24 protein-coding genes are annotated in these 20,903 nt (G+C 70.8%); 14 read left to right on the forward strand and 10 right to left on the reverse strand.

Annotated features, from left to right (window positions below):
* The first annotated feature begins 36 nt into the window (after positions 1-36).
* On the forward strand, positions 37-603 hold the full coding sequence (locus tag AB0C21_RS27760) for a hypothetical protein (protein WP_500208107.1): 567 nt from the start codon (positions 37-39) through the stop codon (positions 601-603).
* A gap of 31 nt (positions 604-634) precedes the next feature.
* Here AB0C21_RS27760 and AB0C21_RS27765 read toward each other — a convergent pair whose 3' ends face one another.
* The 4 genes from AB0C21_RS27765 to AB0C21_RS27780 form a co-directional block, all read right to left on the reverse strand.
* Positions 635-1,528: an RNA polymerase sigma-70 factor gene (locus tag AB0C21_RS27765; protein ID WP_500208109.1), complete on the reverse strand. Its 894-nt coding sequence runs from the start codon at positions 1,526-1,528 to the stop codon at positions 635-637.
* Between the two features lie 134 nt (positions 1,529-1,662).
* Positions 1,663-2,856, reverse strand: a complete 1,194-nt coding sequence (locus tag AB0C21_RS27770) for an NAD(P)/FAD-dependent oxidoreductase (protein ID WP_500208111.1) — start codon at positions 2,854-2,856, stop codon at positions 1,663-1,665.
* 230 nt (positions 2,857-3,086) lie between these two features.
* A complete protein-coding gene (locus tag AB0C21_RS27775; RefSeq protein ID WP_500208112.1) occupies positions 3,087-3,791 on the reverse strand; it encodes a TetR/AcrR family transcriptional regulator in 705 nt (234 codons plus the stop codon).
* 158 nt (positions 3,792-3,949) lie between these two features.
* Positions 3,950-4,399: a MarR family winged helix-turn-helix transcriptional regulator gene (locus AB0C21_RS27780; protein WP_500208114.1), complete on the reverse strand. Its 450-nt coding sequence runs from the start codon at positions 4,397-4,399 to the stop codon at positions 3,950-3,952.
* Between the two features lie 482 nt (positions 4,400-4,881).
* Between AB0C21_RS27780 and AB0C21_RS27785 the strand changes: the two genes are divergently transcribed.
* On the forward strand, positions 4,882-5,775 hold the full coding sequence (locus AB0C21_RS27785; RefSeq protein ID WP_500208116.1) for an N-acyl homoserine lactonase family protein: 894 nt from the start codon (positions 4,882-4,884) through the stop codon (positions 5,773-5,775).
* A 2-nt stretch (positions 5,776-5,777) separates the two neighbouring features.
* Positions 5,778-6,206, forward strand: a complete 429-nt coding sequence (locus AB0C21_RS27790) for an SRPBCC family protein (protein WP_500208118.1) — start codon at positions 5,778-5,780, stop codon at positions 6,204-6,206.
* Positions 6,207-6,275: 69 nt separating this feature from the next.
* Here the strand turns inward: AB0C21_RS27790 and AB0C21_RS27795 are convergent, their stop codons facing one another.
* Positions 6,276-7,712, reverse strand: coding sequence for an MFS transporter (locus tag AB0C21_RS27795; RefSeq protein WP_500208120.1), 1,437 nt, complete (start codon positions 7,710-7,712; stop codon positions 6,276-6,278).
* A gap of 88 nt (positions 7,713-7,800) precedes the next feature.
* Here AB0C21_RS27795 and AB0C21_RS27800 point away from each other — a divergent pair, with 88 nt between their 5' ends.
* Together AB0C21_RS27800 and AB0C21_RS27805 are read left to right on the forward strand one after the other, a co-directional pair.
* The gene (locus tag AB0C21_RS27800) at positions 7,801-8,376 is read left to right on the forward strand and encodes a TetR/AcrR family transcriptional regulator (protein ID WP_500208122.1); all 576 of its coding nucleotides are present in this window, start codon (positions 7,801-7,803) and stop codon (positions 8,374-8,376) included.
* A gap of 72 nt (positions 8,377-8,448) precedes the next feature.
* Positions 8,449-9,471, forward strand: coding sequence for an LLM class flavin-dependent oxidoreductase (locus AB0C21_RS27805; protein ID WP_500208124.1), 1,023 nt, complete (start codon positions 8,449-8,451; stop codon positions 9,469-9,471).
* Positions 9,472-9,688: 217 nt separating this feature from the next.
* Here the strand turns inward: AB0C21_RS27805 and AB0C21_RS27810 are convergent, their stop codons facing one another.
* Positions 9,689-10,162 carry a GbsR/MarR family transcriptional regulator gene (locus tag AB0C21_RS27810; protein WP_500208126.1) on the reverse strand — a complete coding sequence of 158 codons (474 nt, stop codon included), beginning with the start codon at positions 10,160-10,162 and terminating at the stop codon, positions 9,689-9,691.
* A gap of 64 nt (positions 10,163-10,226) precedes the next feature.
* Between AB0C21_RS27810 and AB0C21_RS27815 the strand changes: the two genes are divergently transcribed.
* The 3 genes from AB0C21_RS27815 to AB0C21_RS27825 are packed head-to-tail and all read left to right on the forward strand — an operon-like array spanning position 10,227 to position 11,868.
* A complete protein-coding gene (locus AB0C21_RS27815) occupies positions 10,227-10,682 on the forward strand; it encodes an ATP-binding cassette domain-containing protein (protein ID WP_500208128.1) in 456 nt (151 codons plus the stop codon).
* On the forward strand, positions 10,679-11,011 hold the full coding sequence (locus AB0C21_RS27820; RefSeq protein ID WP_500208129.1) for a hypothetical protein: 333 nt from the start codon (positions 10,679-10,681) through the stop codon (positions 11,009-11,011). The genes AB0C21_RS27815 and AB0C21_RS27820 overlap by 4 nt, the downstream gene beginning before the upstream one ends.
* A 38-nt stretch (positions 11,012-11,049) precedes the next feature.
* The gene (locus tag AB0C21_RS27825; RefSeq protein WP_500208131.1) at positions 11,050-11,868 is read left to right on the forward strand and encodes an efflux permease Rv1217c-related protein; all 819 of its coding nucleotides are present in this window, start codon (positions 11,050-11,052) and stop codon (positions 11,866-11,868) included.
* Between the two features lie 32 nt (positions 11,869-11,900).
* On the opposite strand, the gene AB0C21_RS27830 is transcribed toward AB0C21_RS27825, so the two are convergent.
* Both AB0C21_RS27830 and AB0C21_RS27835 read right to left on the reverse strand, forming a co-directional pair.
* Positions 11,901-12,353 carry an NUDIX hydrolase gene (locus AB0C21_RS27830; RefSeq protein ID WP_500208133.1) on the reverse strand — a complete coding sequence of 151 codons (453 nt, stop codon included), beginning with the start codon at positions 12,351-12,353 and terminating at the stop codon, positions 11,901-11,903.
* 224 nt (positions 12,354-12,577) lie between these two features.
* Positions 12,578-13,315: a TetR/AcrR family transcriptional regulator gene (locus tag AB0C21_RS27835; protein ID WP_500208134.1), complete on the reverse strand. Its 738-nt coding sequence runs from the start codon at positions 13,313-13,315 to the stop codon at positions 12,578-12,580.
* A gap of 132 nt (positions 13,316-13,447) precedes the next feature.
* Here AB0C21_RS27835 and AB0C21_RS27840 point away from each other — a divergent pair, with 132 nt between their 5' ends.
* From AB0C21_RS27840 to AB0C21_RS27855, 4 genes are all read left to right on the forward strand, one after another.
* The gene (locus AB0C21_RS27840; RefSeq protein WP_500208136.1) at positions 13,448-14,572 is read left to right on the forward strand and encodes a VOC family protein; all 1,125 of its coding nucleotides are present in this window, start codon (positions 13,448-13,450) and stop codon (positions 14,570-14,572) included.
* A gap of 115 nt (positions 14,573-14,687) precedes the next feature.
* Positions 14,688-16,229 carry a bifunctional 3-(3-hydroxy-phenyl)propionate/3-hydroxycinnamic acid hydroxylase MhpA gene (gene mhpA, locus AB0C21_RS27845; protein WP_500208137.1) on the forward strand — a complete coding sequence of 514 codons (1,542 nt, stop codon included), beginning with the start codon at positions 14,688-14,690 and terminating at the stop codon, positions 16,227-16,229.
* Positions 16,230-16,257: 28 nt separating this feature from the next.
* On the forward strand, positions 16,258-17,100 hold the full coding sequence (locus tag AB0C21_RS27850; protein WP_500208139.1) for a fumarylacetoacetate hydrolase family protein: 843 nt from the start codon (positions 16,258-16,260) through the stop codon (positions 17,098-17,100).
* A 29-nt stretch (positions 17,101-17,129) separates the two neighbouring features.
* Complete coding sequence (locus tag AB0C21_RS27855; RefSeq protein WP_500208141.1) at positions 17,130-19,016, forward strand: acyl-CoA synthetase; 1,887 nt, start codon at positions 17,130-17,132, stop codon at positions 19,014-19,016.
* Positions 19,017-19,102: 86 nt separating this feature from the next.
* Here the strand turns inward: AB0C21_RS27855 and AB0C21_RS27860 are convergent, their stop codons facing one another.
* Positions 19,103-19,249, reverse strand: coding sequence for a hypothetical protein (locus AB0C21_RS27860; protein WP_500208143.1), 147 nt, complete (start codon positions 19,247-19,249; stop codon positions 19,103-19,105).
* A 105-nt stretch (positions 19,250-19,354) separates the two neighbouring features.
* On the opposite strand from AB0C21_RS27860, the gene AB0C21_RS27865 reads away from it, so the two are divergent.
* Positions 19,355-19,840, forward strand: coding sequence for a carboxymuconolactone decarboxylase family protein (locus tag AB0C21_RS27865; protein WP_500208145.1), 486 nt, complete (start codon positions 19,355-19,357; stop codon positions 19,838-19,840).
* 265 nt (positions 19,841-20,105) lie between these two features.
* Positions 20,106-20,627: a YceI family protein gene (locus AB0C21_RS27870; protein WP_500208147.1), complete on the forward strand. Its 522-nt coding sequence runs from the start codon at positions 20,106-20,108 to the stop codon at positions 20,625-20,627.
* On the opposite strand, the gene AB0C21_RS27875 is transcribed toward AB0C21_RS27870, so the two are convergent.
* Complete coding sequence (locus tag AB0C21_RS27875) at positions 20,575-20,886, reverse strand: S1 RNA-binding domain-containing protein (protein ID WP_500208288.1); 312 nt, start codon at positions 20,884-20,886, stop codon at positions 20,575-20,577. The two genes, AB0C21_RS27870 and AB0C21_RS27875, sit on opposite strands and share 53 nt — an antisense overlap.
* Positions 20,887-20,903: the final 17 nt, after the last annotated feature.

Genomic DNA, 20,903 nt, shown 5'->3' on the forward strand with positions numbered 1-20,903 from the left:
CCTCCGCAGCGGCATCGGTTTTGCTTGGATGGCGCGGTGACCACTGTTCGCATGGAGTACCCGTGGCGCTGTCTCCTGTTGGTCTCAGGCGTCGTAGCCGGGGCATTGGGTTTGGCGGCGTGTTCGCAACACGTCAGCGCGCCTGAAATGCCGGCGAACGTCACGTTCAGTGGGCTCGATGATGCCGATCTCCGTGTCCGCGTCGGCGAGGTCATCACCAAGGTCCGTCAGCGAGATACAGCCGGGTTGGCCCATCTCGACATGGACGATAAGGGTCGGCGTGGAGGTCCGGACGCCGACAAGGGCGCCGCGTGGCTGGTCCGCTACTTCGCAGAGCCGCTCAGTGGCCCTGTGCAGGCGGAGCTCGATCGGGAGCAGACCGGCCCGCTGGTGCAGGTCTGCCTCACCTACGGCGAACCACGGCATCAGCTCATGCTCGACTTCAACGACTATGGGAAGAACGGAATATCTCTCAACGGCGGGCACGGCCTGTGGCCGTTCTCGGCGCGGATGTTCGCCGACCTTCCCGACCGTCCACCCAAGATGGAGGGAATTCCCGGCACCTTCTGCGAAGATGGGCACATCGATTGGGATTCTCCCTAGCAGCTCTTCCGCAGGATGGCCGTCCCGGTTATCAGCGGCCTCTTTCGTTCTCGGATGTCCTCGAATCGGGGTTCAGGCCGGTGAGTTTGTCCGGGTTGATCTGGAGGCGCAGGTTCTGGATGCCGTCCTCGGCGAGGTCGTAGGTCAGGGCGCCGAGGGGCCGGTCGTCGAGGGTGACCAGGATGCCGAGCTCGCCGTTGATGGTGGCCGGCCGCAGGGCGACGCCCGCCGAGACGGGCTTGGCCAGGACGCCCAGGAACCAGCGGGCGACGTTGTCGGGGCCGTGTACGGGGCGGAGAGCGGCGGTGACCTTGCCGCCGCCGTCGGACCACGCGGTGACGTCCGGGGCGAGGAGCTGCATGACGGCGTTCAGGTCGCCGCCCGAGCAGGCCGCGATGAAGCGGGCGGTGACCTTCTCACGCTGCACGGGGTCGGCGTCGAAGCGCGGCCGGCGGGCCTGGACGTGGGTGCGGGCGCGGCGGGCGATCTGGCGGACGGTCGCCTCGGGCCGGTCGAGGGTGTCGGCGATCTCGGCGTGGGTGTACCCGAAGACCTCGCGCAGGACGAACACCGCGCGTTCGAGGGGGCTGAGGGTCTCCAGTATGACCAGCATGGCGGTGGACACGGTGTCGGCCAACTCGGTCTCCTGTGCGATGTCCGGGGAGGTCAGCAGGGGCTCGGGCAGCCAGGGGCCGACGTAGGTCTCGCGCGTGGCGCGGGCGGAGTTGAGCCGGTTCAGCGCCAGGTTGGTGACCATGCGCACCAGGTAGGCCCGCGGGTTGCGGACCGCGGCGCGGTCGGCGGCGTTCCAGTTCAGCCAGGCGTCCTGAAGGACGTCCTCGGCGTCGGCGACGCTGCCGAGCAGGCGGTAGGCGGTGCCGAACAGGAGCCGGCGATGCTCCAGATAGGGGTCTGATCCGGACATCTTCCTCATCCTCAGAGCCTCTCGGGTGTGCGTGCCGATGCCGGACGGCGGGCCGGGGCCGCCGACCGGGCGGCGGCCATGGCGAAACCCCTGCCCGCCAGGGTCGAGGTCGCCGTCACGCCGGGTCCCGGCGGTCAGGCGGCCGGTGTGCGGGTGGCGCGGCCGCCCCGGGACAAGGTCGCGCTGACGTTCATCCGCTTGCTGTACCGGTAGAGCTTCAAGGGGCTGCCTGAGATGGTCTCCTTGTAGAGCACGGCGGCGCGGCCCTTGAGGTAGGCGCGGCGCGGGGTGTCGTCGGCGCGGGTGAACTGGATGACCGCGTCGCGGCGGCCGAGGCTGACCGGCTGGTGGACGTAGCCGAACCGGAACGGCTTCACCGAACGGCCGCGCAGCAGCCGGGCGATGGTGTCGGCGGTGTACTGGGCGGTGGGGAGCCCGCTCTGGCAGGTGCCGTGGATCGGCCCCCAGGCCATCCGGGCCGCGGCGGCGTCGCCGACGGCGTGGACGTCGGGGTGGGAGACCGACCGCAGGGTCGCGTCCACCTGGATCAGGCCGTGCTCGTCCACGGCGATCCCCGCCTGCGCGGCCAGTTGGGGGACCGTGACTCCGGTGGTCCACAGGCAGGCATCCGAGGCGACGGTCCGGCCGTCGTCCAGCTCGACGGCGTCGGGCAGCACCTTGGCCACGCCCGCTCCCGTCCGGACGGTGACGCCGAGCCGGTCGAGGGCCTCGCGCATGTACGCCTGGGCTTTGGCGCCCATCATCGCGCCGGGCTCGCCGCGGCTGATCAGGGTCACCCGGGCGCCGGGGTGGGCCTCGGCGATCTCGGCCGCGGCCTCGACGGCGGTCAGCCCGCCACCGCACACCGCGATGGTGCCGCGGTCCGCGGCGATTTCACGCACCCGTGCCGTGAAACCCGCGCTCCTCGGCCCGTCCAGGGTGAAGGCATGCAGGTCGGCGCCGGGGACCCGGCTGACATCGGTCGCGCTGCCGAGCGCGTACACCAGGGTGTCGTACTCCAGCCGGTCCGCCTCCTCGTCGAGCACCACGACGCGGCGCTCGGGGTCCAGTGCGGTCGCCCTGCCCTGGACGAAGGCCACACCGGTTCCGGCCAGCAGGTCGGGGATGCGGTGTTCGGTCAGCGGGTGACCGGCCGCGACCTGGTGCAGCCGCAGCCGCTCTATGAAGAGCGGCGAGGGGTTGACCAGCGTGATCTGCACGCCGGCCCGCCGGGTGCGGTGGGCCAGCCGGATCGCCGTCAGCATGCCGGTGTAGCCGCCGCCCACGATGACGACGCGGTGCCCGGTGCCGCGCTGGGTGGTGTTCATCGCTTCTCACTCCCACGGTCGATTCCCGTCCGGCCCGATGCGCCGGCCGGTGACACCCATGGGACAAATAGGCCCAGCCCGTCCGTGACACCCCCGAATGTAATCCAAGTCACATCACGACACCGGGCGCCAACCTGCCGCGCCGGCTTCCGCCGCTGCGCCTGAAGGTGCGCCGCGCTGGGCGTGGGGCACGGCCGGTACGGGCGGCTCCTCGCCGAGGCGGGGACCCGTCAGGACACGAAGTAGGTGGCGATGTGCTCGTGGACGTAGTCCGACAGCCGCTGGCAGGCCGCCCTGGACTCGGCGCCGACCCACTTGCCGTCCTCCAGAACGACGCCCCCGGCCACGAAGTCATTGATCGCGGAGAAGGTCATGAAGATCGCCATGTGGACGTCCACGCCGGGCCGGAACCCCGGGCGCCACCGGTCGATCAGTGGGCCGATGGTCGGTGCGGTGTAGGTGTTCTCCAGGTCGCTGAGGTCGGCCGCGTCCGACAGCCATCGCTGCATCCAGATGCGCCGCAGTTCCGGGTGTTCGACGAGGTAGGCCAAGTAGCGGTCGGCCAGCAGGCAGAAGCCCGCGGCGTCCGGGGTGTAGTCGGGACTGTCGATGTCCATGTGCGCGAGGAGACCCTCGACGCCCTCGGCAAGGACGCTGAGGTACAACTCCCGCTTGCCGCCGGTCAACTCCTCGACGGCCTCCGGGGAAATGCCGACCGAATCACCGATCAACCGGAGGTCGGTGTTGTCGTACCCCAGTTGTGCGAAGAGCCGGAGGGCGACCTGCCGGATCTGCTCCCTCATCTCGTCCGCGCCGCGCTCGGTCATGACGCCCTCCCCCTGGGCCGTCAACGGCAGAGCCGCCGCGCTCGCCGCCGGTACCGCCGCACCGGCGGCGCACAGGTCGTCTACCGTGGCGATGACTTGCCTACTCATCGTATCCATGGCCACGGAGCGTCTTCGGTTGGAACCCCGGGCGGCGTGGAGACCCTGCCGCCACCACCGTAGAGGAAGGCGACCGGCCAGGTCGGCCGACCGGCGAAGTACGCCGGTTCCCTGCGCACGCAGGGACGGCGGTTCGAGGGCTGTGGTTCCTAGTCGTCGGACCTCATCGCCGTCCGGCGAGCCAGTGCGCGCCCCGAGGGAAGGTCGCTGACGAAGGAGCGCAGGAATCCGGTGACGTGTTCCGCGCCGTGGCCTTCGGCCGCGGTATCGATCATCGCGTAGAGGCCCTGTTCGATCTCGGCGATGTCTTCCGCGACGCGCACGCCGTCCCGCGTGAGCGAGAGTTCGACGTGACGGCGATCGTGGGCGGCGACCTTGCGATCTACCAGGCCTGCGGCGACGAGACGGTCGACGAGTCTGCTCGGGCTGCCGCCGCTTTCACAGACCAGAAGGTCACCGAGGCCGTTCAGCGTCAGCGGCTGCCATTCGCGCAGCAGGCTGAGCACTTCGGCCTGCGAAGGAGTGACTCCCAGCGGTTTGAGGGCCTGGCCGAGAATCCGGTTGCCCTCCCGCTGCGCGGCAAGGATCAGGTAGCGCAATTCCTCAGCCGGTCGCACTGTCCACCAGCCGATCGGTGCTCCAGGCGAGGCGATTCTCGAATGCGCGCGCGCGGGCGACCAGGTGAGAGAAGCGCCCAAGCATCACTCGACTCACTGCCACGGCAACTAGATTACACGACATGCATGTCGTGTCAAGCGAACTTGGACGACTGGCCACCAAAGACACCGCTCACCTGTCACCAGGTCCAGGAACCGGTGGATCCCAAACGAATCCGCTGGACATCACCAGGGCGCGCGGCCCGAGCGGCTGCCTGACCGCCAACGCGAGTGCGCCATGGGCCGGGAGCCCGAACGAGCGGAGCGGACGATGCGGCAGCTCGCTCGTCTGCGTCAGATCCCCGGCACCGGAGAGATGAGGGCGAAGACCTGGGGCAGCGAGCCGCTCGGCCGGCCCGGCCCTCTTGACGAGAATAGATGTCGCGTAATCTAATGTCGTGTAATCGAACTCACAGAGGTCACCCATGAACCGCTCCGACCCCATCGCCGACGTCTCGGTCATCAGCACCGGCACCGTCGCCATCCGGCCCGAACACGTCGGACCGACATGGAAGAACACCTACGTGTGGCTGTTCTCCTCACGCAGATGGACCGCCCCCCGGCCGATCAACGTGTACGTCGTGGAACACCGCGAGGGCCTCGTCCTGTTCGACACCGGCCAGGACCGCGCGTCCGTCACGGACCCCCACTACTTCCCCGGCGGCCTGAACGGGCGTGTCTACTCGCGGCTCGCCAGGTTCGACATCGGCCCCGAGGACACCCTGGCGGCCGGGCTTCAGAGGCTCGGCCACCGGACCGGAGACGTCCGCACCGCCGTCCTCTCCCACCTGCACCAGGACCACATCGGAGGACTCCCCGACCTCGGCAAGTCCGAGATCGTCGTCAGCCGGCCGGAGTGGGAGTCACTGCACCGGCCGCTGCCGGAGGCCCGTGGCCTGATGCCCGGCCATATCGACCTGCCGGGCCTGCGGTGGAACCAGGTGGACATGGAGGCCTTGGCCGATCCCGCACTCGCACCGTTCACACGCGGGCACGACCTGTTCGGCGACGGCAGCCTGGTGCTGCTGCCGACGCCCGGCCACACGCCCGGCTCCATGTCGATGCTCGTCCGCCGCCCCCGGCGAGCACCGCTCCTCATGGTCGGCGACCTCACCTACGACGACCGGCTGCTGGCGGACGACAAGCTCCCGGGCGTGGGGAGCAAGCGCATGATGCGCACGGCGACGCGGATGGTGAACGAGCTCCGCTCACGCATCCCCGGACTGGTCGTCCTCCCCGCCCATGACCCTGCCGCCGGCGACCGCCTTGCGGCGGCACTCGGCGGAGTCGCGCCGGAAACCCGCACAGGCCGGGGTTGAGGATGAGCTTTCAGATAGCCGTGGACATCGGCCGTCCGCCCGCGGAGGTGTTCGCCTTCCTCGCCGACTTCCGCAACATGCCTCGTTGGTACGACGCGGTCGAACGGGTCACCACGCGGCCGGACGGACCAGGCTTCCGCATGGTGCGGTCGCTGCCCGGCGGCCCGGCGCGCAACGACGTCGAAACGACCGCCTATCGACCGAACGAGGAAGTCACGTTCACCTCGGTCAACGGCCCCACGCCCTTCCGATACCGATACCGGGTCGAGCCGGTCCCCGACGGAGCGAGGCTGACCCTCGACGGCGAGATCAGCGGGGACGGTCTGCCCGGTCCCGCCGCCCGCCTCGGCGGTTTCGCCGAACGACTGTTCAGGCAGGGGATGATGAGGAACCTGCAGGCCCTCAAACAGATCCTCGAACGCCCGGCATGAACCGCAGGACCGTGGGTGAGGCACCCTCGCCGCAACAAGACCGCCGATTACCAGCCCCCGGGTCGATGGTCAGTGAATCGGGGTGTTCTCATGGACGCGCGGGGCCGGGCTCGCCGGCCGTGACGGCTCGGTGCTCCTCATCAGCCACAGGCCCGTGAGGACGGCCGTGGCCAAGGTAACGACGCCGGCCACGACGAAGGCGCTGTTGAGCCCCTCCTCGAAGGAGGCGCCACCGGACTCACGGGTGCGGACGACGGCTCCGAGCACCGCCACGCCGAGGACCGCGCCGATCTGCCGGGTGGTGCTGCTGACGCCCGACGCCAGGCCGCCCTCCTGCGGGCTGACCGACTGGATGGCGGCGCCGGTCAGCGGGGACATGGTCAGGGCGAAACCGATGCCGACGACGGCCAGCCGCCACCACACGTTCGCGTAGCCGGTGTCGGCGTGGACGAAGCCCAGGGCCAGCAGTCCCAGCCCGGCCGGCGCCAGGCCGACGGTGACCATGATCCGGAAGCCGTACCGGGCGGCGAACCGGCCCGCGAACGGGCTGACGACGACCATCGCGAGCGTGGCGGGCAGGGTCTGCACCCCGGCTCGCAGGATCGAGCTGCCCTGGACGTAGACGAAGAACTGGGAGAAGAAGAACGACGAGCCCATGAGCGCGAAGCCGACCACGGTCATCGCCGTGTTGGAGACCGTGAACAGCCGTTGCCGGAAGAGTCGCAATGGCAGCATCGGCGACGGAACCCGCCCTTCGACGACCACGAAGACGGCGAGGATCACGGCCGCGGCGGCGAAGCCGCCCAGGATCAGCGGCGAGGTCCAGCCGCGGGAGCCGCCCTCGATCAGCGCGTAGGTGAGCGCCCCCACGCCCAGGACGGACAGGACCGTCCCCGGGACGTCGATCGCCGGCGCGCTCGGGTTGCGGGACTCGCCCAGCGTGCGCAGGCCGGCGACCAGCAGGACCGCGCCGACGGGCACGTTGACGAGGAAGATGGCGGGCCAGCCGAACGCCTCCACCAGGACGCCGCCGGCCAATGGTCCGGCGGCCAGGCCGATCCCGCTGAATCCGGCCCACAGCCCGATCGCCCTGACCCGCTCCTGCGGAGCCGGATACGCGGCGACCAGCAGGGCCAGCGAGGCGGGGCTCAGCGCCGCGGCCCCGATGCCCTGCAGCACCCGCCCGACGATCAACCAGCCGATCGAGGGCGCGGCGGAGCACAGGACGGACGCGGCGGTGAACACCACGACGCCGGCCAGGTACATCCTCTTGCGGCCGAAGCGGTCGGCGAAGACGCCGCCGGACAGCAGCAGCATGGCGACCAGCAGCACGTAGGCGTCGACGATCCATTGCAGCCCGGTCAACTGGGTGTGCAGCCGCTCCTGCATGTCGGGCAGCGCCGCACCGACGATCGTGTTGTCGAGCAGCACCATGAACTGCCCCAGGCAGGTCACCGTGAGCAGCGCCGCCCGGTTCGGCACGGCCACCGGCGGTGCAGCCTTCATCGTTCCTCCTAAAGCAGTCATTCACTGCGTTAGGAATCTAGACAGTCGGCCCCGTAAACGCAACTGAGAGCTGCGCTAAGGTGGGGCCATGGAGGAGCGACGGCCCGCCCGGCGGCCCGGCGGGCGCAGCGCCCGTGTCCGGGCGGCGGTGCACCAGGCCGTCACGGAACTGGTCGGCGAGCGCGGCTACGGCGAATTCACGGTCGGTGACGTCGCGGCCCGCGCGGGCGTGGCCGATACCAGCGTCTACCGCCGGTGGGGCACCCTGGAGGCCCTGCTCACCGACGTGGTGCTCACGCGCCTGAACGCGCAGTCGCCGATGCCCGACACCGGAACCCTGGCCGGTGACCTGCACGCCTACGCGGCCCAGGTGGCGCGCGAGATCACAGGACCCGACGGCCTGGCGGTGCTGCGCCTGACCGTCGCCCTGTCGAACAGGGGCGAACGGGGCCTGCGGGCGCGTGACGAGTTCCTCGCCGAACGCACCCGGTTCGTCCAGGCCATGCTCGACCGCGCCGGCGAACGCGGCGAGCATCCACCCGACGTGCTGGGCGTGCTCGACCACATCATGGCCCCGATGTACATCCGCGTCCTGTTCGGTGCGGGCCCCCTCACCCCGGACTACATCGCCGGGCTGGTCGACCGGCTGCTGGAGCAGCCCTGATCTCTGCCTTCCGCCCGCGGTCCACGAGTGCCGTCCTGGAATCTCGTGGGCGCCGAGATGGTTGGTGTCGGTGTGAAGAAGATCGGTTTTCTCTCGTTCGGTCACTGGAGTGGCGGCGCGGGCTCGCGGACCAGGTCGGCGGCGGACGCACTGCTGCAGTCGGTCGATCTCGCCGTGGCCGCGGAGGAACTGGGCGCCGACGGCGCCTACTTCCGCGTGCACCATTTCGCCAGGCAACTGGCCTCTCCCTTCCCGCTGCTCTCCGCGATCGGCGCGAAGACCTCGCGTATCGAGATCGGCACCGGGGTCATCGACATGCGCTACGAGAACCCGATGTACTTCGCCGAGGATGCCGGCGCGGCCGACCTGATCTCCGGTGGACGGCTGCAGCTGGGCATCAGCCGGGGATCACCCGAACAGGTCGTCCACGGGTGGCGGTACTTCGGCTACGAGCCGTCCGAGGGCGAAACCGATGCCGACATGGCACGCAAGCACACCGAGGTACTGCTCACGGTGCTGCAGGGCAGAGGCTTCGCCGAGCCGAACCCGCGGCCGATGTTCCCCAACCCGCCCGGGCTGCTGCGCGTCGAGCCGCATTCCGAGGGGCTGCGCGACCGCATCTGGTGGGGCTCGGGCTCCAACGCCACCAGCGTGTGGGCCGCCCGGCTGGGCATGAACCTGCAAAGCTCCACGCTCAAGGACGACGAGACCGGCGAGCCGCTGCACGTCCAGCAGCGCAAGCAGATCGAGGCCTACCGGCAAGCGTGGAAGGACGCCGGACACCAACGCGAGCCGCGCGTGTCGGTCAGCCGCAGCATCTTCGCGCTGACCAGCGACCTGGACCGCGCCTACTTCGGCCGGAACGCCGACTCGGACGACCACATCGGCATGATCGACGAGAACACCAGGGCCATCTTCGGACGCTCCTACGCGGCCGAACCGGACGTGCTGGTCAAACAACTCGCCAACGACGAGGCCATCCAGGCCGCGGACACGCTGCTGCTCACGGTCCCCAACCAGCTCGGCGTCGACTACAACGCCCACGTCCTGGAGAACATCCTGACCCACGTGGCACCCGAACTCGGCTGGCGCTGAGGGCACGGCCGGCCTCGGCCTGAGAGTTCGGCCACCAGGACGCTTGGGGCGATCGAGCAAGGCGGCGGAAGTTGCGGCGACGCACGCTGTGGCCGATGCCAGTCCCGCTCGTGGGGACAGCGCAAGTGGTCGGCGATCGACCGGACGCCCCCGATCACCGACCACCTCGCGGCCGCCACACCCAGCCTCTGCGCCGACCGTCGTGTCGAGGGAGCCGTCAGGTGCCGCGTCCGGTGCGCCAGCGTTCGATCAGGGCGGGCATCTCGCGGAACATGAACCCGTAGAAGTCACGCATCTCCTGCAGCCGGCGGGCCGCGTGGCTGCCGTCCCCGGCGGCGGCGATGCCGCGGTCGGCGGCCTCGAACATCGCCTGGACCAGGCCGTTCTGGGACGACATCAGGGTGGCCCAGGCCCCCTCGCGCACCCGGTAGTGCTCGCGGCGGCTGCCCGGCGCCGGGACACGTTCGATCAGCCCGACGGTGGACAGCATCTTGATCGCGCCGGACACGCCACCGGAGCTGATGCCCAGCCGCTCGGCCAACTCGGGTGCGGTGACGCTGTCCTGGTCGGCGAACATGAACGCCGCCAGGACCCGCGCGGTCGCCTTCTGAAGACCGCCCTCCGCCAGCACCAGCGCCAGGTGCTCGGCCGCCTCGGTGGTGTCCGCCAACCCCGTCCCCTCCCCGTTCATCCGAACGAATCCTAACAGCTCCGAATCTTCAGAATTCTCTGAAAGTTCTGATACTTTCTGCTCCGTGAACACGGCGATCGAGCTCACCGAGCTCACCAAGACCTACGGCACCCGGCGCGGCCTGCGCGGTCTCACCCTCCAGGTGCAGGCCGGAGAGGTGTTCGGCTACCTGGGCCCCAACGGGGCCGGGAAGTCCACCACCATCCGGCTGCTGCTGGACCTGATCCGGCCCACCTCGGGCACCGCCCGCGTGCTGGGCCTGGATCCGCGCGCCGACGCCGTCGAACTGCACCGCCGCGTCGGTTACCTGGCCGGCGACTTCGTCGTGGACGGCCGGCAGAAGGCCGGCGAGTGCCTGACGTTCCTGGGCAACCTGCGCGGCGGCGTCCCCCCGCGCCGGATCACCGCGCTGGCCGACCGGCTGGAGCTGGACCTGTCCGCCCGGATCAAGACCACCTGGACATGGTGGCCGAGGCGCGAGCCGACGGGCAGACGGTGTTCATGTCCAGCCACATCATGAGCGAGGTCGAGGCGGTCGCCGACCGCGTCGCCATCATCCGCGACGGCGAACTGGCCGCCCTGGACACCGTCGCCGAACTGCGCGCCCGCTCCTTCCTGACGGTGCGGATCACCTTCGCCGCCCCGGTCCGAGCCGAGGACTTCGCCGCCCTGCCCGGCGTCACCCAGGTGACCGCCGACGGCTCAACACTCAGCTGCCGCGTCGACGGCTCCCCCGACGCCCTGGTCAAGGCCGCCGCCCGGCACACCGTCACCGCCCTGCGCGCCGACACCCAGGACCTGGAAGAGCTCTTCCACGCCTACTACACCGGCGCCCCCAGCGCCGCCTGACCCACCCTCCGCCACCGCGTCCCCGAAAGGGCGGCACTATGACCACCCCCGTTCCCGGCACGTCCGGCCCGGCCCGCACCTTCAGCGGCTCGATCTTCACCAAGACCCTGTACGACAACCGCCGCGTCTTCACCGCCTGGGCGGCCGCCACCGGACTGCTGGCGATGATGTACGGCAGCTTCTACCCGCAGATCTCCGCCGACTCTTTGGCCAACGTCCCCGAATCCATGCGGGGCTTCGGCCTCAACGACGTCTCCAGCGCCGCCGGCTACCTCCAAGGCGCCGTGTTCGGCCTGCTCGTCCCGCTCCTGGCCACCTTCTACGGCGCCGCCACCGGAGCCCGCATGATCTCCGCCGACGAGGAGTCCGGCTATCTGGACCTGCTGCTGGCCCACCCTGTCGGCCGCACCCGCCTGCTGCTGCACCGCTTCGCCGCCCTGGCCACCGGCGCCGTCGCCATCGCCGCCGTGGTCCTGGCCGCGATGGCGGCCATCCGCTCCAGTGCCGACCTGGACGCCATCAGCCTCGGCCACTTCACCGCCCAGGCGATCAACCTGGCGTTGCTCGCCACCGTGTTCGGAGCACTCGCCACCGGTCTCGGCGCCGCCACACGCAAGAGCCGCCCCACCGTTTTCGGCATCACCGCCGGAATCGGCGTCGCCGCCTACGCCCTGTACGGCTTCGCCCCGCAGATCGGCGCCACCTGGCTCCGCAACCTGACCCCGTACCAGTACTACATCGGCGGCGAACCCCTGAAGAACGGCCTCCAACTCGCCGACACCGCCATCCTGGCCGCAACCGCAGCCGCCCTCATCACCACCGGAGCCTGGCGCTTCACCCACCGCGACCTCACCTGACCTCGCCCCACCAATGGGCGGACGAGCGGCTCTCAGTCGAGGGTCAGGAAGCCCTCCGCACCGGCTCCCTGTCGACCCCGGCCGAACCACGCCTCGATTGACCGTTTGTAGCCGTCGGGCATGCGCAGACCGCGGACCTGACCGGCGGTGAACATGCCCAACTGCTGATGCTCATGGCTCACCACGGGTTCGGTGTCGGGAGTCAGGACGGTGCAGCCATAAGTGACGATGACAACGCGTGACTCCGGCGACGTCTCGGGCAACGGCTGATAGATCCACACGTCCAGGAGCGGACCCGCTTCGACGCTCCAGCCGGTCTCTTCCTGGATCTCTCGTTCCACAGCCGCCTCTAGGCTGCCATCACCGGATTCCAATCGGCCTCCGGGCAGCTCCCATTCGTCGCGCTCGTTCTTCGCCAGCGCCACCCGGCCGCCGACCACTGCGACACCTTTGACGGATATCGGCCAGGTCGGGGGCTTGTTCACCAAGGCAGACCTCGCAGTCAGCGACCAGGTCGCATATGGGCTCGTGCGGATGGAGATTGCGCGACCGGGCGGGTGCGACGGCGCGGAACCTAGCACGTCCTCCCGACGTCGGCCGGTGGGAGTGGGGGCGCCCGAATCGACAACCTGTCGCTCGCCCCCCGCCCGCAACCGCCACCGGTGCGGTGAAGATCCCTTTTCCGGTGCCCTTTCGTCAGCGATCAAGGTCACCGGTCGTCGTGCTTCTCGGTCCTGGCGGTGTCGTCAGGCAGGGCTTCGGGGACGGGCTGGGCGTTCTTCCTGGCGACTGCGGTCGTCGTGGCGGGGTGGACGAGGGCGGGCAGCGGGCGGTGGCCGATGTCGGCGGCTTCGGCGGGAGGGACCCCGAACGTGCGGAGCAGGTCTTCGGTGATCTGGTCGACGGTCTCGGCGCCGTCGCGGTCGGGGTGGTCGTGGAGGAAGTGGGCGAGGGAGAGCGCGGCGCCCCCCACGATGACCATGGCCAGGTCGAGGTCGCGGACGGCGGGGAAGCGGCCGGCCCGCATCGCGGCCGCGATGTCGCGGCGGGCGCGGGGCGCCAGGCCTCTGGGAGAGGACGCAAGGGCCAGGCCGCTGTTCAGCAGAACCTTGCTCAGCTCCGGGTCGAGGCGGTGCAGGCGGCCGGTCAGCCGGAACGCCTGCGCGAAGACGTCGGCGGGATCCTCCAGGGGCGCGGTGAGGTCGTCGAGGAGGGCCCCGAGGCGGTCGAGGACGTCCTCGACCGCGGCTTCGAACAGCTGCTCCCGGCTTTCGAAGTGGTTGTAGAACGAGCCGAGGCCGACGTCGGCCGCCTGGGTGATCTCCAGGATCGGGACGTTCGAGGCGCCCTGGGCGATGAACGACTGGGCGGCGCGGATGAGCGCGCCTCGGGTCCGCGCCTTGCGCCGGTCCAGCCGGTTGGGCGCCGTCCGGCTGCGATCGGCCATCTCCGTCCCCTCCTCGGCTTGCTCCGTCCAGTCTAGGCGCCGCCTTCACAACTGAACGAATCGTCAACTTCGTTCGGATTGATGCTAACGTCGTTACTGACGATTTCGTCAAGAGTATGGGGGGAGGGTGCGATGAAGGACGCGCACACCGGCCTGCACAGCGAGCAGGGAGCGCTGGCGGGCGAGCATCCGGGCCGGACGGCCTCGCCGGTCGTGAAGGTGCACGACCTGGCATGGCTGGAGTTCGAGAAGCCGGACCTGGACCGTGCCGAATTGTTCGCGCGGGCGTTCGGGTTCGCCGTCGCGCTGCGCACCTCGGACGAACTGCACCTGAGGGGCACCGAGGCGGGCGCGCCCTGCGTCCTGCTCCGCCGGGGCTCCAGATCGCGTTTCCTGGGGCCTGCGTTCCGCGCGGCCGACCGGGCCGACCTGACGCGTCTGGCGGACGCCGCCGGCGGCACGGTCGCCGACCTGCCCGGCCACCTCGGCGGGCAGACCGTGGACCTGACGGATCCGAGCGGCCTGCGGGTCCGGGTCGTCGCGGGCACGCACGACCTGGCGGCGCTGGAGTCCCCTGCTCCGCCGGTCCACAACTTCGGAGAGGAGGCACCGCGGATCAACGCGACCCAGCGTCCGCCCAGGGCTCCGGCGACGGTGCAGCGGGCCGGCCACGTGGTGCTGCAGACCACCCGTTTCCGGCGCACGCTCGACTGGTACCTGGAGCACCTCGGCCTGATCGTCAGCGACTTCCTCTACTACGCCGGGCAGCGGGAGCGGGGCCCGGTCATGGCGTTCATCCGCTGCGACCGCGGCCGCACCCCGACCGACCACCACACGCTCGCGATGGCGCTCGGGCCGTCCGAGCGGTACGTGCACTCCGCCTACCAGGTCGCCGACCTGGACGTCCTCGCGGCGGGCGGCGAGTACCTGCTCGACCGCGGCTACCGGCGCTCGTGGGGAATCGGCAGGCACATCCAGGGCAGCCAGATCTTCGACTACTGGCGCGACCCCGACGGCTTCCTGGTCGAGCACTTCACCGACGGGGACCTGTTCGACTGCACCCTGGAGCCGGGCTGGGCTCCGATGACCGCGTCGGGGCTGGCCCAGTGGGGGCCGCCCGCCACCAAGGACTTCCTGGGGGTCAAGCCCGGTCGGCAGTCCATCACCGAGTTGCGCGCGATCGCGGGTGCGCTCCGCGACGACAACGAGTTCGACCTGCACCGCCTGCGCGGTCTACTCAAGGTCGCCTCGTCATGAGCGCCATCGCGCCGCACGCGGCCGCCGCCTGCCGCGCGGTCGTCAACAGGCCGGGCCCAGCCGGCGACGGGGAGACCGGCCTCCGTGGGCGGCGCACGACCGGGCGAGGCGCGCGGTGAGCGCGGTCACCGGCGTGGCCCCGGTACTGATCATCGGGGCGGGACCGACCGGGTCGGCCGCCGCGATCCTGCTGGCCCGGTACGGCGTCCCCTGCGTCGTCCTGGACCGGTGGGAGGCGGTCTATCCGCAGCCGCGCGCCGTCCACCTCGACGACGAGGTCCACCGGATCCTCAACCGTCTCGGCGTGGCCGAGGAGTTCGCCGCGATCTCCCGGCCGGCGCTCGGCCTGCGGCTCCTGGACGGCGACCTGCGGGTGCTGGCGGAGTTCGAGCGGAGCGCCGCGACCGGACGGCACGGGTGCCCCGAGGCGAACATGTTCGACCAGCCGGAACTGGAACGGCTGCTGCGCGCGCGGATGGCCGAGCAACCCGAGATCACCTTTCTGGGCGGGGCCGAGGTCACCGGCGTGCGTCAGGACGACGTCGGCGTGCACATCGAGTACACCGAGCCGGGCTCCGGGGCCACCGTGACGTGCCGCGCCCGGTACGTGCTGGGGTGCGACGGCGCCAACAGCCTCGTCCGCCGATCCATCGGCGCGGTCATGCGCGATCTGAAGTTCGACCAGCGATGGCTCGTGGTCGACGTCGCCACCGATAGCGACCTCGGGCAGTGGGAGGGCGTCCACCAGGTCTGCGACCCGAAGCGCGCGGCCACCTACATGCGGATCGGGTCGAGCCGCTACCGGTGGGAGTTCCGGCTGCTGCCCGGAGAGACCGCCGCCGATTTCCAGGCCCTGGCCCGCCTCCGGCCGCTCCTCGCCCCCTGGACGGCGGACGTCCCGGACGGCGCGCTGGAACTGGTCCGCGTCGCCGAGTACACCTTCCGCGCGCAGATCGCCGACCGGTGGCGGGACCGCCGCGTCCTCCTGCTCGGCGACGCCGCCCATCTCACCCCGCCCTTCATCGGCCAGGGCATGGGGGCCGGTCTCCGCGACGCCGCGAACCTCGCCTGGAAGCTCGCAGCGGTCCTGCACGGGACGCTCCCCGAAAGCGTCCTGGACACCTACGAGACCGAGCGCGAACCGCACGCCCGCACCATGATCCGCCGCGCCAAGCTGATCGGCGTCGCGATGACCCGGGGCGGACGGACCGGCACCCTCCTCCGGCGCCTGATCGCCCCGCGGCTGCACCGGATCCCCGGCGCGACCCGCCGCATCCTGGACGGCCGGTCGCCCGCGCTGCGCCGCTCCGGCCTGGTGCTCTGGTCATGGCAGGACCGGCGCCTGCCCGGAACCCTCTGCCCCAACGCCGCCCTCCCCGACGGCAGCCGCTTCGACCAGGCCGCCGGGGGCCGCTTCGCGATCGTCAGCGGTATCGCTCCGTCCCGAGTGCAGCGCGCGGAGATCGAGCGCCGCCGCGGAGTCGTCGTCCTCGCCGAACCAGGGGGCGACCTGGACCGGTGGCTCCGCGGCGGCCGGGCCGCGGCGGCCGTGGTCCGGCCGGACGGCACCGTCCTGCGGACCGGCCGCAACTTGGAGCGGCTCTGCTCGACTCTGCCCGGTTCAGGCCGTGCTGCGCCGTCCACCCCTACTCCCTGACCAGCACCGACATCCCAAGGAGAAGACCATGCGCCTAGCCAATCTCGCCGGACGGGCCGTCCTGCTCACCGAGAGCGGAGCCCTCGACGTGCACAAGGCCAGCGGCGGCGCCCTGGGGCCCGAACCCCAGGCGCTGTTCGACCAGTGGGACCAGGCCCGTCCCGTCCTGGAAACGCTGACCGGCGAAGCCCTCCCGTACGCCGAGGAGGACCTGCGGGCCCCGGTCCCCCGGCCCGGGCAGATCTTCGCGATCGGCGTCAACTACCGCGACCACGCGGACGAGGCGGACCTCCAGGCGGCCTCGACGGACGCGCCCCCGGTCACCTTCACCAAGTTCGCCGCCAGCCTCACCGGCCCCGCCGCGCGGGTGGACCTGCCCGAAGGCTGGGTCGACTGGGAGGTGGAGCTCGTCGTGGTGATCGGACGCGGCGGCCACCGCATCGACCCCGCCGCCGCATGGGACCACGTGGCGGGACTGACCGTCGGCCAGGACCTCTCGGAGCGCCTCACCCAGTGGGCGGGCCCGGCGCCCCAGCAGTTCTCGCTGGGCAAGTCCTACCCGGGCTTCTCGCCGACGGGACCCGCCGTGGTCACCCTCGACGAGATCCCCGACCCCGCCGACCTGCGCATCGGCTGCACCCTCAACGGCGAGACGATGCAGGACTCCCGCACCGCAGAGATGATCTTCGATGTCCCCGCCCTGATCACCCGGCTGTCGGCGATCACCCCCCTGCTCCCGGGCGACCTCGTCTTCACCGGCACGCCGGCCGGCATCGGCGCCACCCGTACCCCGCCCCGCTTCCTCGCGCCCGGGGACGAACTCGTCAGCACGATCGAGCACCTCGGCGCCCTGCGCACGACCTTCTCCTGAGCCACTCCCCCACCCGCGAGGAGACACCGTTGGAACCCGCCGCGCACACCCAGGGCGACCGCCCTCTCGTCCTGCTCCCCGAGGACGTCCCCGCCATCGAGGCCGTCCCGCTTGCCGCACGGAACCTGCCCGGCAGCACCTACGAGCTGCTGCACCGCTCGGCCGCCGCCCACCCCGACCGGCCCGCGCTGCACCTGCTCGGCGAGGACGGCCTGCCGTGGCGGGACGCGACGAGCTGGACATACGAGACTCTGCTGCGGCGCGTGCACCAGGCCGCCAACGCCTACCTGACACTCGGCCTGCCCGAGGGCGGCGTCGCCGCGCTGATGCTGCCCAACCTCGGCGACACCTACGCGGCACTGCTGGGCGCGCAGGCCGTCGGCATCGCCAACCCCGTCAACCCGATGCTGGCCGACGACCACCTGGTGGAGATCCTCTCGCTGACCGGCGCCCGCGTCCTGCTGGCCCCCGGCCCCGGACTCGCCCCGGACCTCTGGGCCAAGGCCCAGCGGATCGCCTCCCGGCTGCCCGGTCTCCGCGCCCTCCTGGCGGTCGGATCACCGCCAGATCCGCAGCGCAGGTCAGCCCTCGAAGAAGCCGACTTCGACGAGCTCACCCGGGAGCAGCCGGCCGACCGGCTGCTCACCGCACGCCGTCCCGGCCCGCGGGATCTGGCCGCCTACTTCCACACCGGCGGGACGACCGGCGTGCCCAAGGTCGCGCCGCACACCCACGCCATGGAGGTGTACATGGCCTGGGCACTGGGCTGCTCCGGCGCCTATCTCGACGACGCCGTCTGCCTGTCCGGCCTGCCGCTGTTCCACGTCAACGCCCTCCACGTGACGGGCCTCGGCCCGTTCCTGCACGGCCGCCCCGTCGTCTCGCTCGGCCCCCTCGGCTACCGGGACAGGACGCTGATGGCCGACTTCTGGCAGATCATCGAGCACTACAGGGTGACCAGCTTCTCCGGCGTCCCCACCGTCTACGCCTCACTGCCGCCGATCCCCGACGGCGTCGACATCTCCAGCCTGCGCGCCGGAGCCGTCGGTGCCGCTCCCCTGCCCGGCAAGGTCCGCACCGCCTTCGAAGGCACCGCGAAGGTTCCGCTGCTGGAGGGCTACGGCCTCACCGAGGCGACCTGCGCGACCGCGACGACGCCCGCCTTCGCCCCCAGACCCGGATCGGTCGGCCTACGCCTCCCCTACCAGCACGTCAAGGCCGTCACCCTCGACTCCGACGAGCGACCGCTCGCCGACTGCCCGCCCGGACAGACCGGCGTCCTGGCCATCAAGGGCCCCAGCGTCTTCCCCGGCTACCTGCGTCCGGGCCCGGACGGCCCCTCCCCCGACGCCGAAGGCAAGATCTTCGACGGCTGGCTCCTCACCGGCGACCTGGGCAAGGTCGACGGTGACGGCTACGTCTACCTCACCGGCCGCGCCAAGGACCTCATCATCCGCGGCGGCCACAACATCGACCCCTCCCTCGTCGAGGAATCACTGCTCGCCCACCCCGAGGTGAGCGCCGCCGCCGTCATCGGCGCCCCCGATCCGCACTCCGGCGAAGTGCCCGTCGCCTACCTCGTCCTGGCCGCAGGCGCCCAGGTCAGCGAGGAGGACCTGCTGGCCTGGGCCCGCGCCCACGCACCCGAACCGGCCGCCGCCCCCAAGGCCGTGCACGTGCTGGACGCCCTGCCGGCCACCGCCGTCGGCAAGATCTACAAGCCCGCCCTGCTCCAGGACGCCGTCCAGCGCCTCGTCCTGGCCGAACTCTCCCGTGCCGGGCTGGCCGGTCAGGTACAGGTCGACCTGCGCGACGGACGCCCCCACGCGCACATCCACCTGGCCACCGGTGAGGGCCGCGACCGCCTGGCAAGCGAACTCGACCGCCACTCCTTCACCCACGAGATCACCTCATAGCCCCGGCCGTCGACACGCGCGTCCGCGTTGGCGGCTCGGCGCACCCACCGCAGCAGCGTTCCGCAGGTCAGGACCGGTGCTTGTGGTCAGGGCAGGCCGTCCTCGCCGAGCAGGTGCAGAGCGGGCTGGTCGGGATGCGCTGTCGCGGCGCGCAGAAGCAGTCCGTAGGTGCTGGCGGGCAGATCGTTGTCGTGCAGCGGGCCATTCGGACGGGTGCTGGTGGTCCAGGTCACATGGACGTGCTGTCACGGGGGGCGGATCGGCGGCATCTCGTGTTCGTCAGGGCGCCACGCGGACGACCCGCGCGGCGCCTCCCCTCAAGGAGTCAGGACGATGTCATGGAGCCTCGTTTCAACCTGTTCGCCAACGAGCTCGGCGCCAAGATCGGTAAGCGGATCGCCAACGTCAGCCTGGCGATCCAGGAGTCGCCGCTGCCCAAGGGCCTCATGGAACTGGTGGAGTTGCGCGCCAGCCAGATCAACGGCTGCGGCTTCTGCGTCGACGCCCACGCCAAGGAGGCCGCGGCCGCCGGCGAGACCGCCGTCCGGATCAACCTGGTGGCCGCCTGGCGAGAGTCGACGGTGTTCACCGAGGCCGAGCGGGCCGCGCTCGCGCTGGCCGAGGAGGGCACCCGGCTCGCCGACGCCCACCAGGGCGTCTCGGACGAGACCTGGGACCAGGTCCGCAAGCACTACGACGACGACGAGACCGTCGCGCTGGTGTCCCTGGTGGCGATGATCAACGCGGCCAACCGGCTCGGTGTGATCCTGCACCAGAAGGGCGGATCGTACGAGACCGGAGCGTTCGCCGACATGGCGAACTAGCCGGACAAGGGAACATCGGCCCGGACCGGATCTTCCGATCCGGGCCGGGCCCGCGCGTCCGCAGTACAGCGACCCCGATCGAGATCGCCGAGGGCAGGATCAGCGACTTCTCGGCATCTCCCCGACAAGCACCCCGCCCTTGAGGTTCTACGGCCCCTCGCCTGCGGCGGCGCGCAAGCGCGGTGATCTTCCTCTCCGGAGGCACGACAGGCCCGAGGGGCGGCAGCACCTTCCAACCACCTCATTTCCTCAAGGATTCACGAACATGACAGATCTCAGCGAGCTGACCGGCGACTACGTCCTCGACACCGCCCAGACCCGGATCGGATTCGTCGCCCGGCACACGATGGCCACCAGGGTGCGCGGGCGATTCGAGGAGTTCGAGGGCGCGGTGTACCTGGACGGCGACCACCCGTCGAAGTCCGATGTTCGGCTCACGATCCGGACGCGGAGCATCCAGACCCGCAACTCGCAGCGCGACGACCTCCTGCGCGCCAAGTTCCTGGGGGTGACCGACCATCCGACCACCACCTTCACCTCGACGAAGGTGGAGACCGATGGCACGAAATTCAAGGTCACCGGCGACCTCGGCATGCGGGGCGTGATCAGACCGGTCACCGTGGACGTCGAGTTGACGGGCACCGACGAAGTCGAGCGAGTCGGTTTCAAAGGCAGCGTCACCATCGACCGCACTGACTGGGGCGTGAACTGGAACGCCGCCACCAAGATCATGATCAGCCCGAGCGTGACGGTGGAGTTCGAGGCCACGGCGATCCGGCGGCCCTGACAAGATCCACCTTCACGCGACCGGCCCTTCCGAGGACTCTGAGGACGTCCAGCTTCGACGGCTCCAAGCGCACAGCATCGATGTCGGTGACGACCACGGTGACGGAGTCGTCGAGCTCGACCGCCTTCCCGGGCCTGTTGACAGGCGAGTCGGCGAGTTCGCTGAGATGGATCAGGCCTTCGTTGCCGGCTCTCAGCCCGGCATGCGCCGCTACATCCCCAAGTCTGCTCGCGGGATCAGTCCGGCGAGACAGGCACAGACCCCTTGCCTCCCGGC

Origin of the sequence: Spirillospora sp. NPDC049024, from assembly GCF_040649235.1 — a bacterium.
Taxonomy (GTDB): Bacteria; Actinomycetota; Actinomycetes; order Streptosporangiales; family Streptosporangiaceae; genus Spirillospora.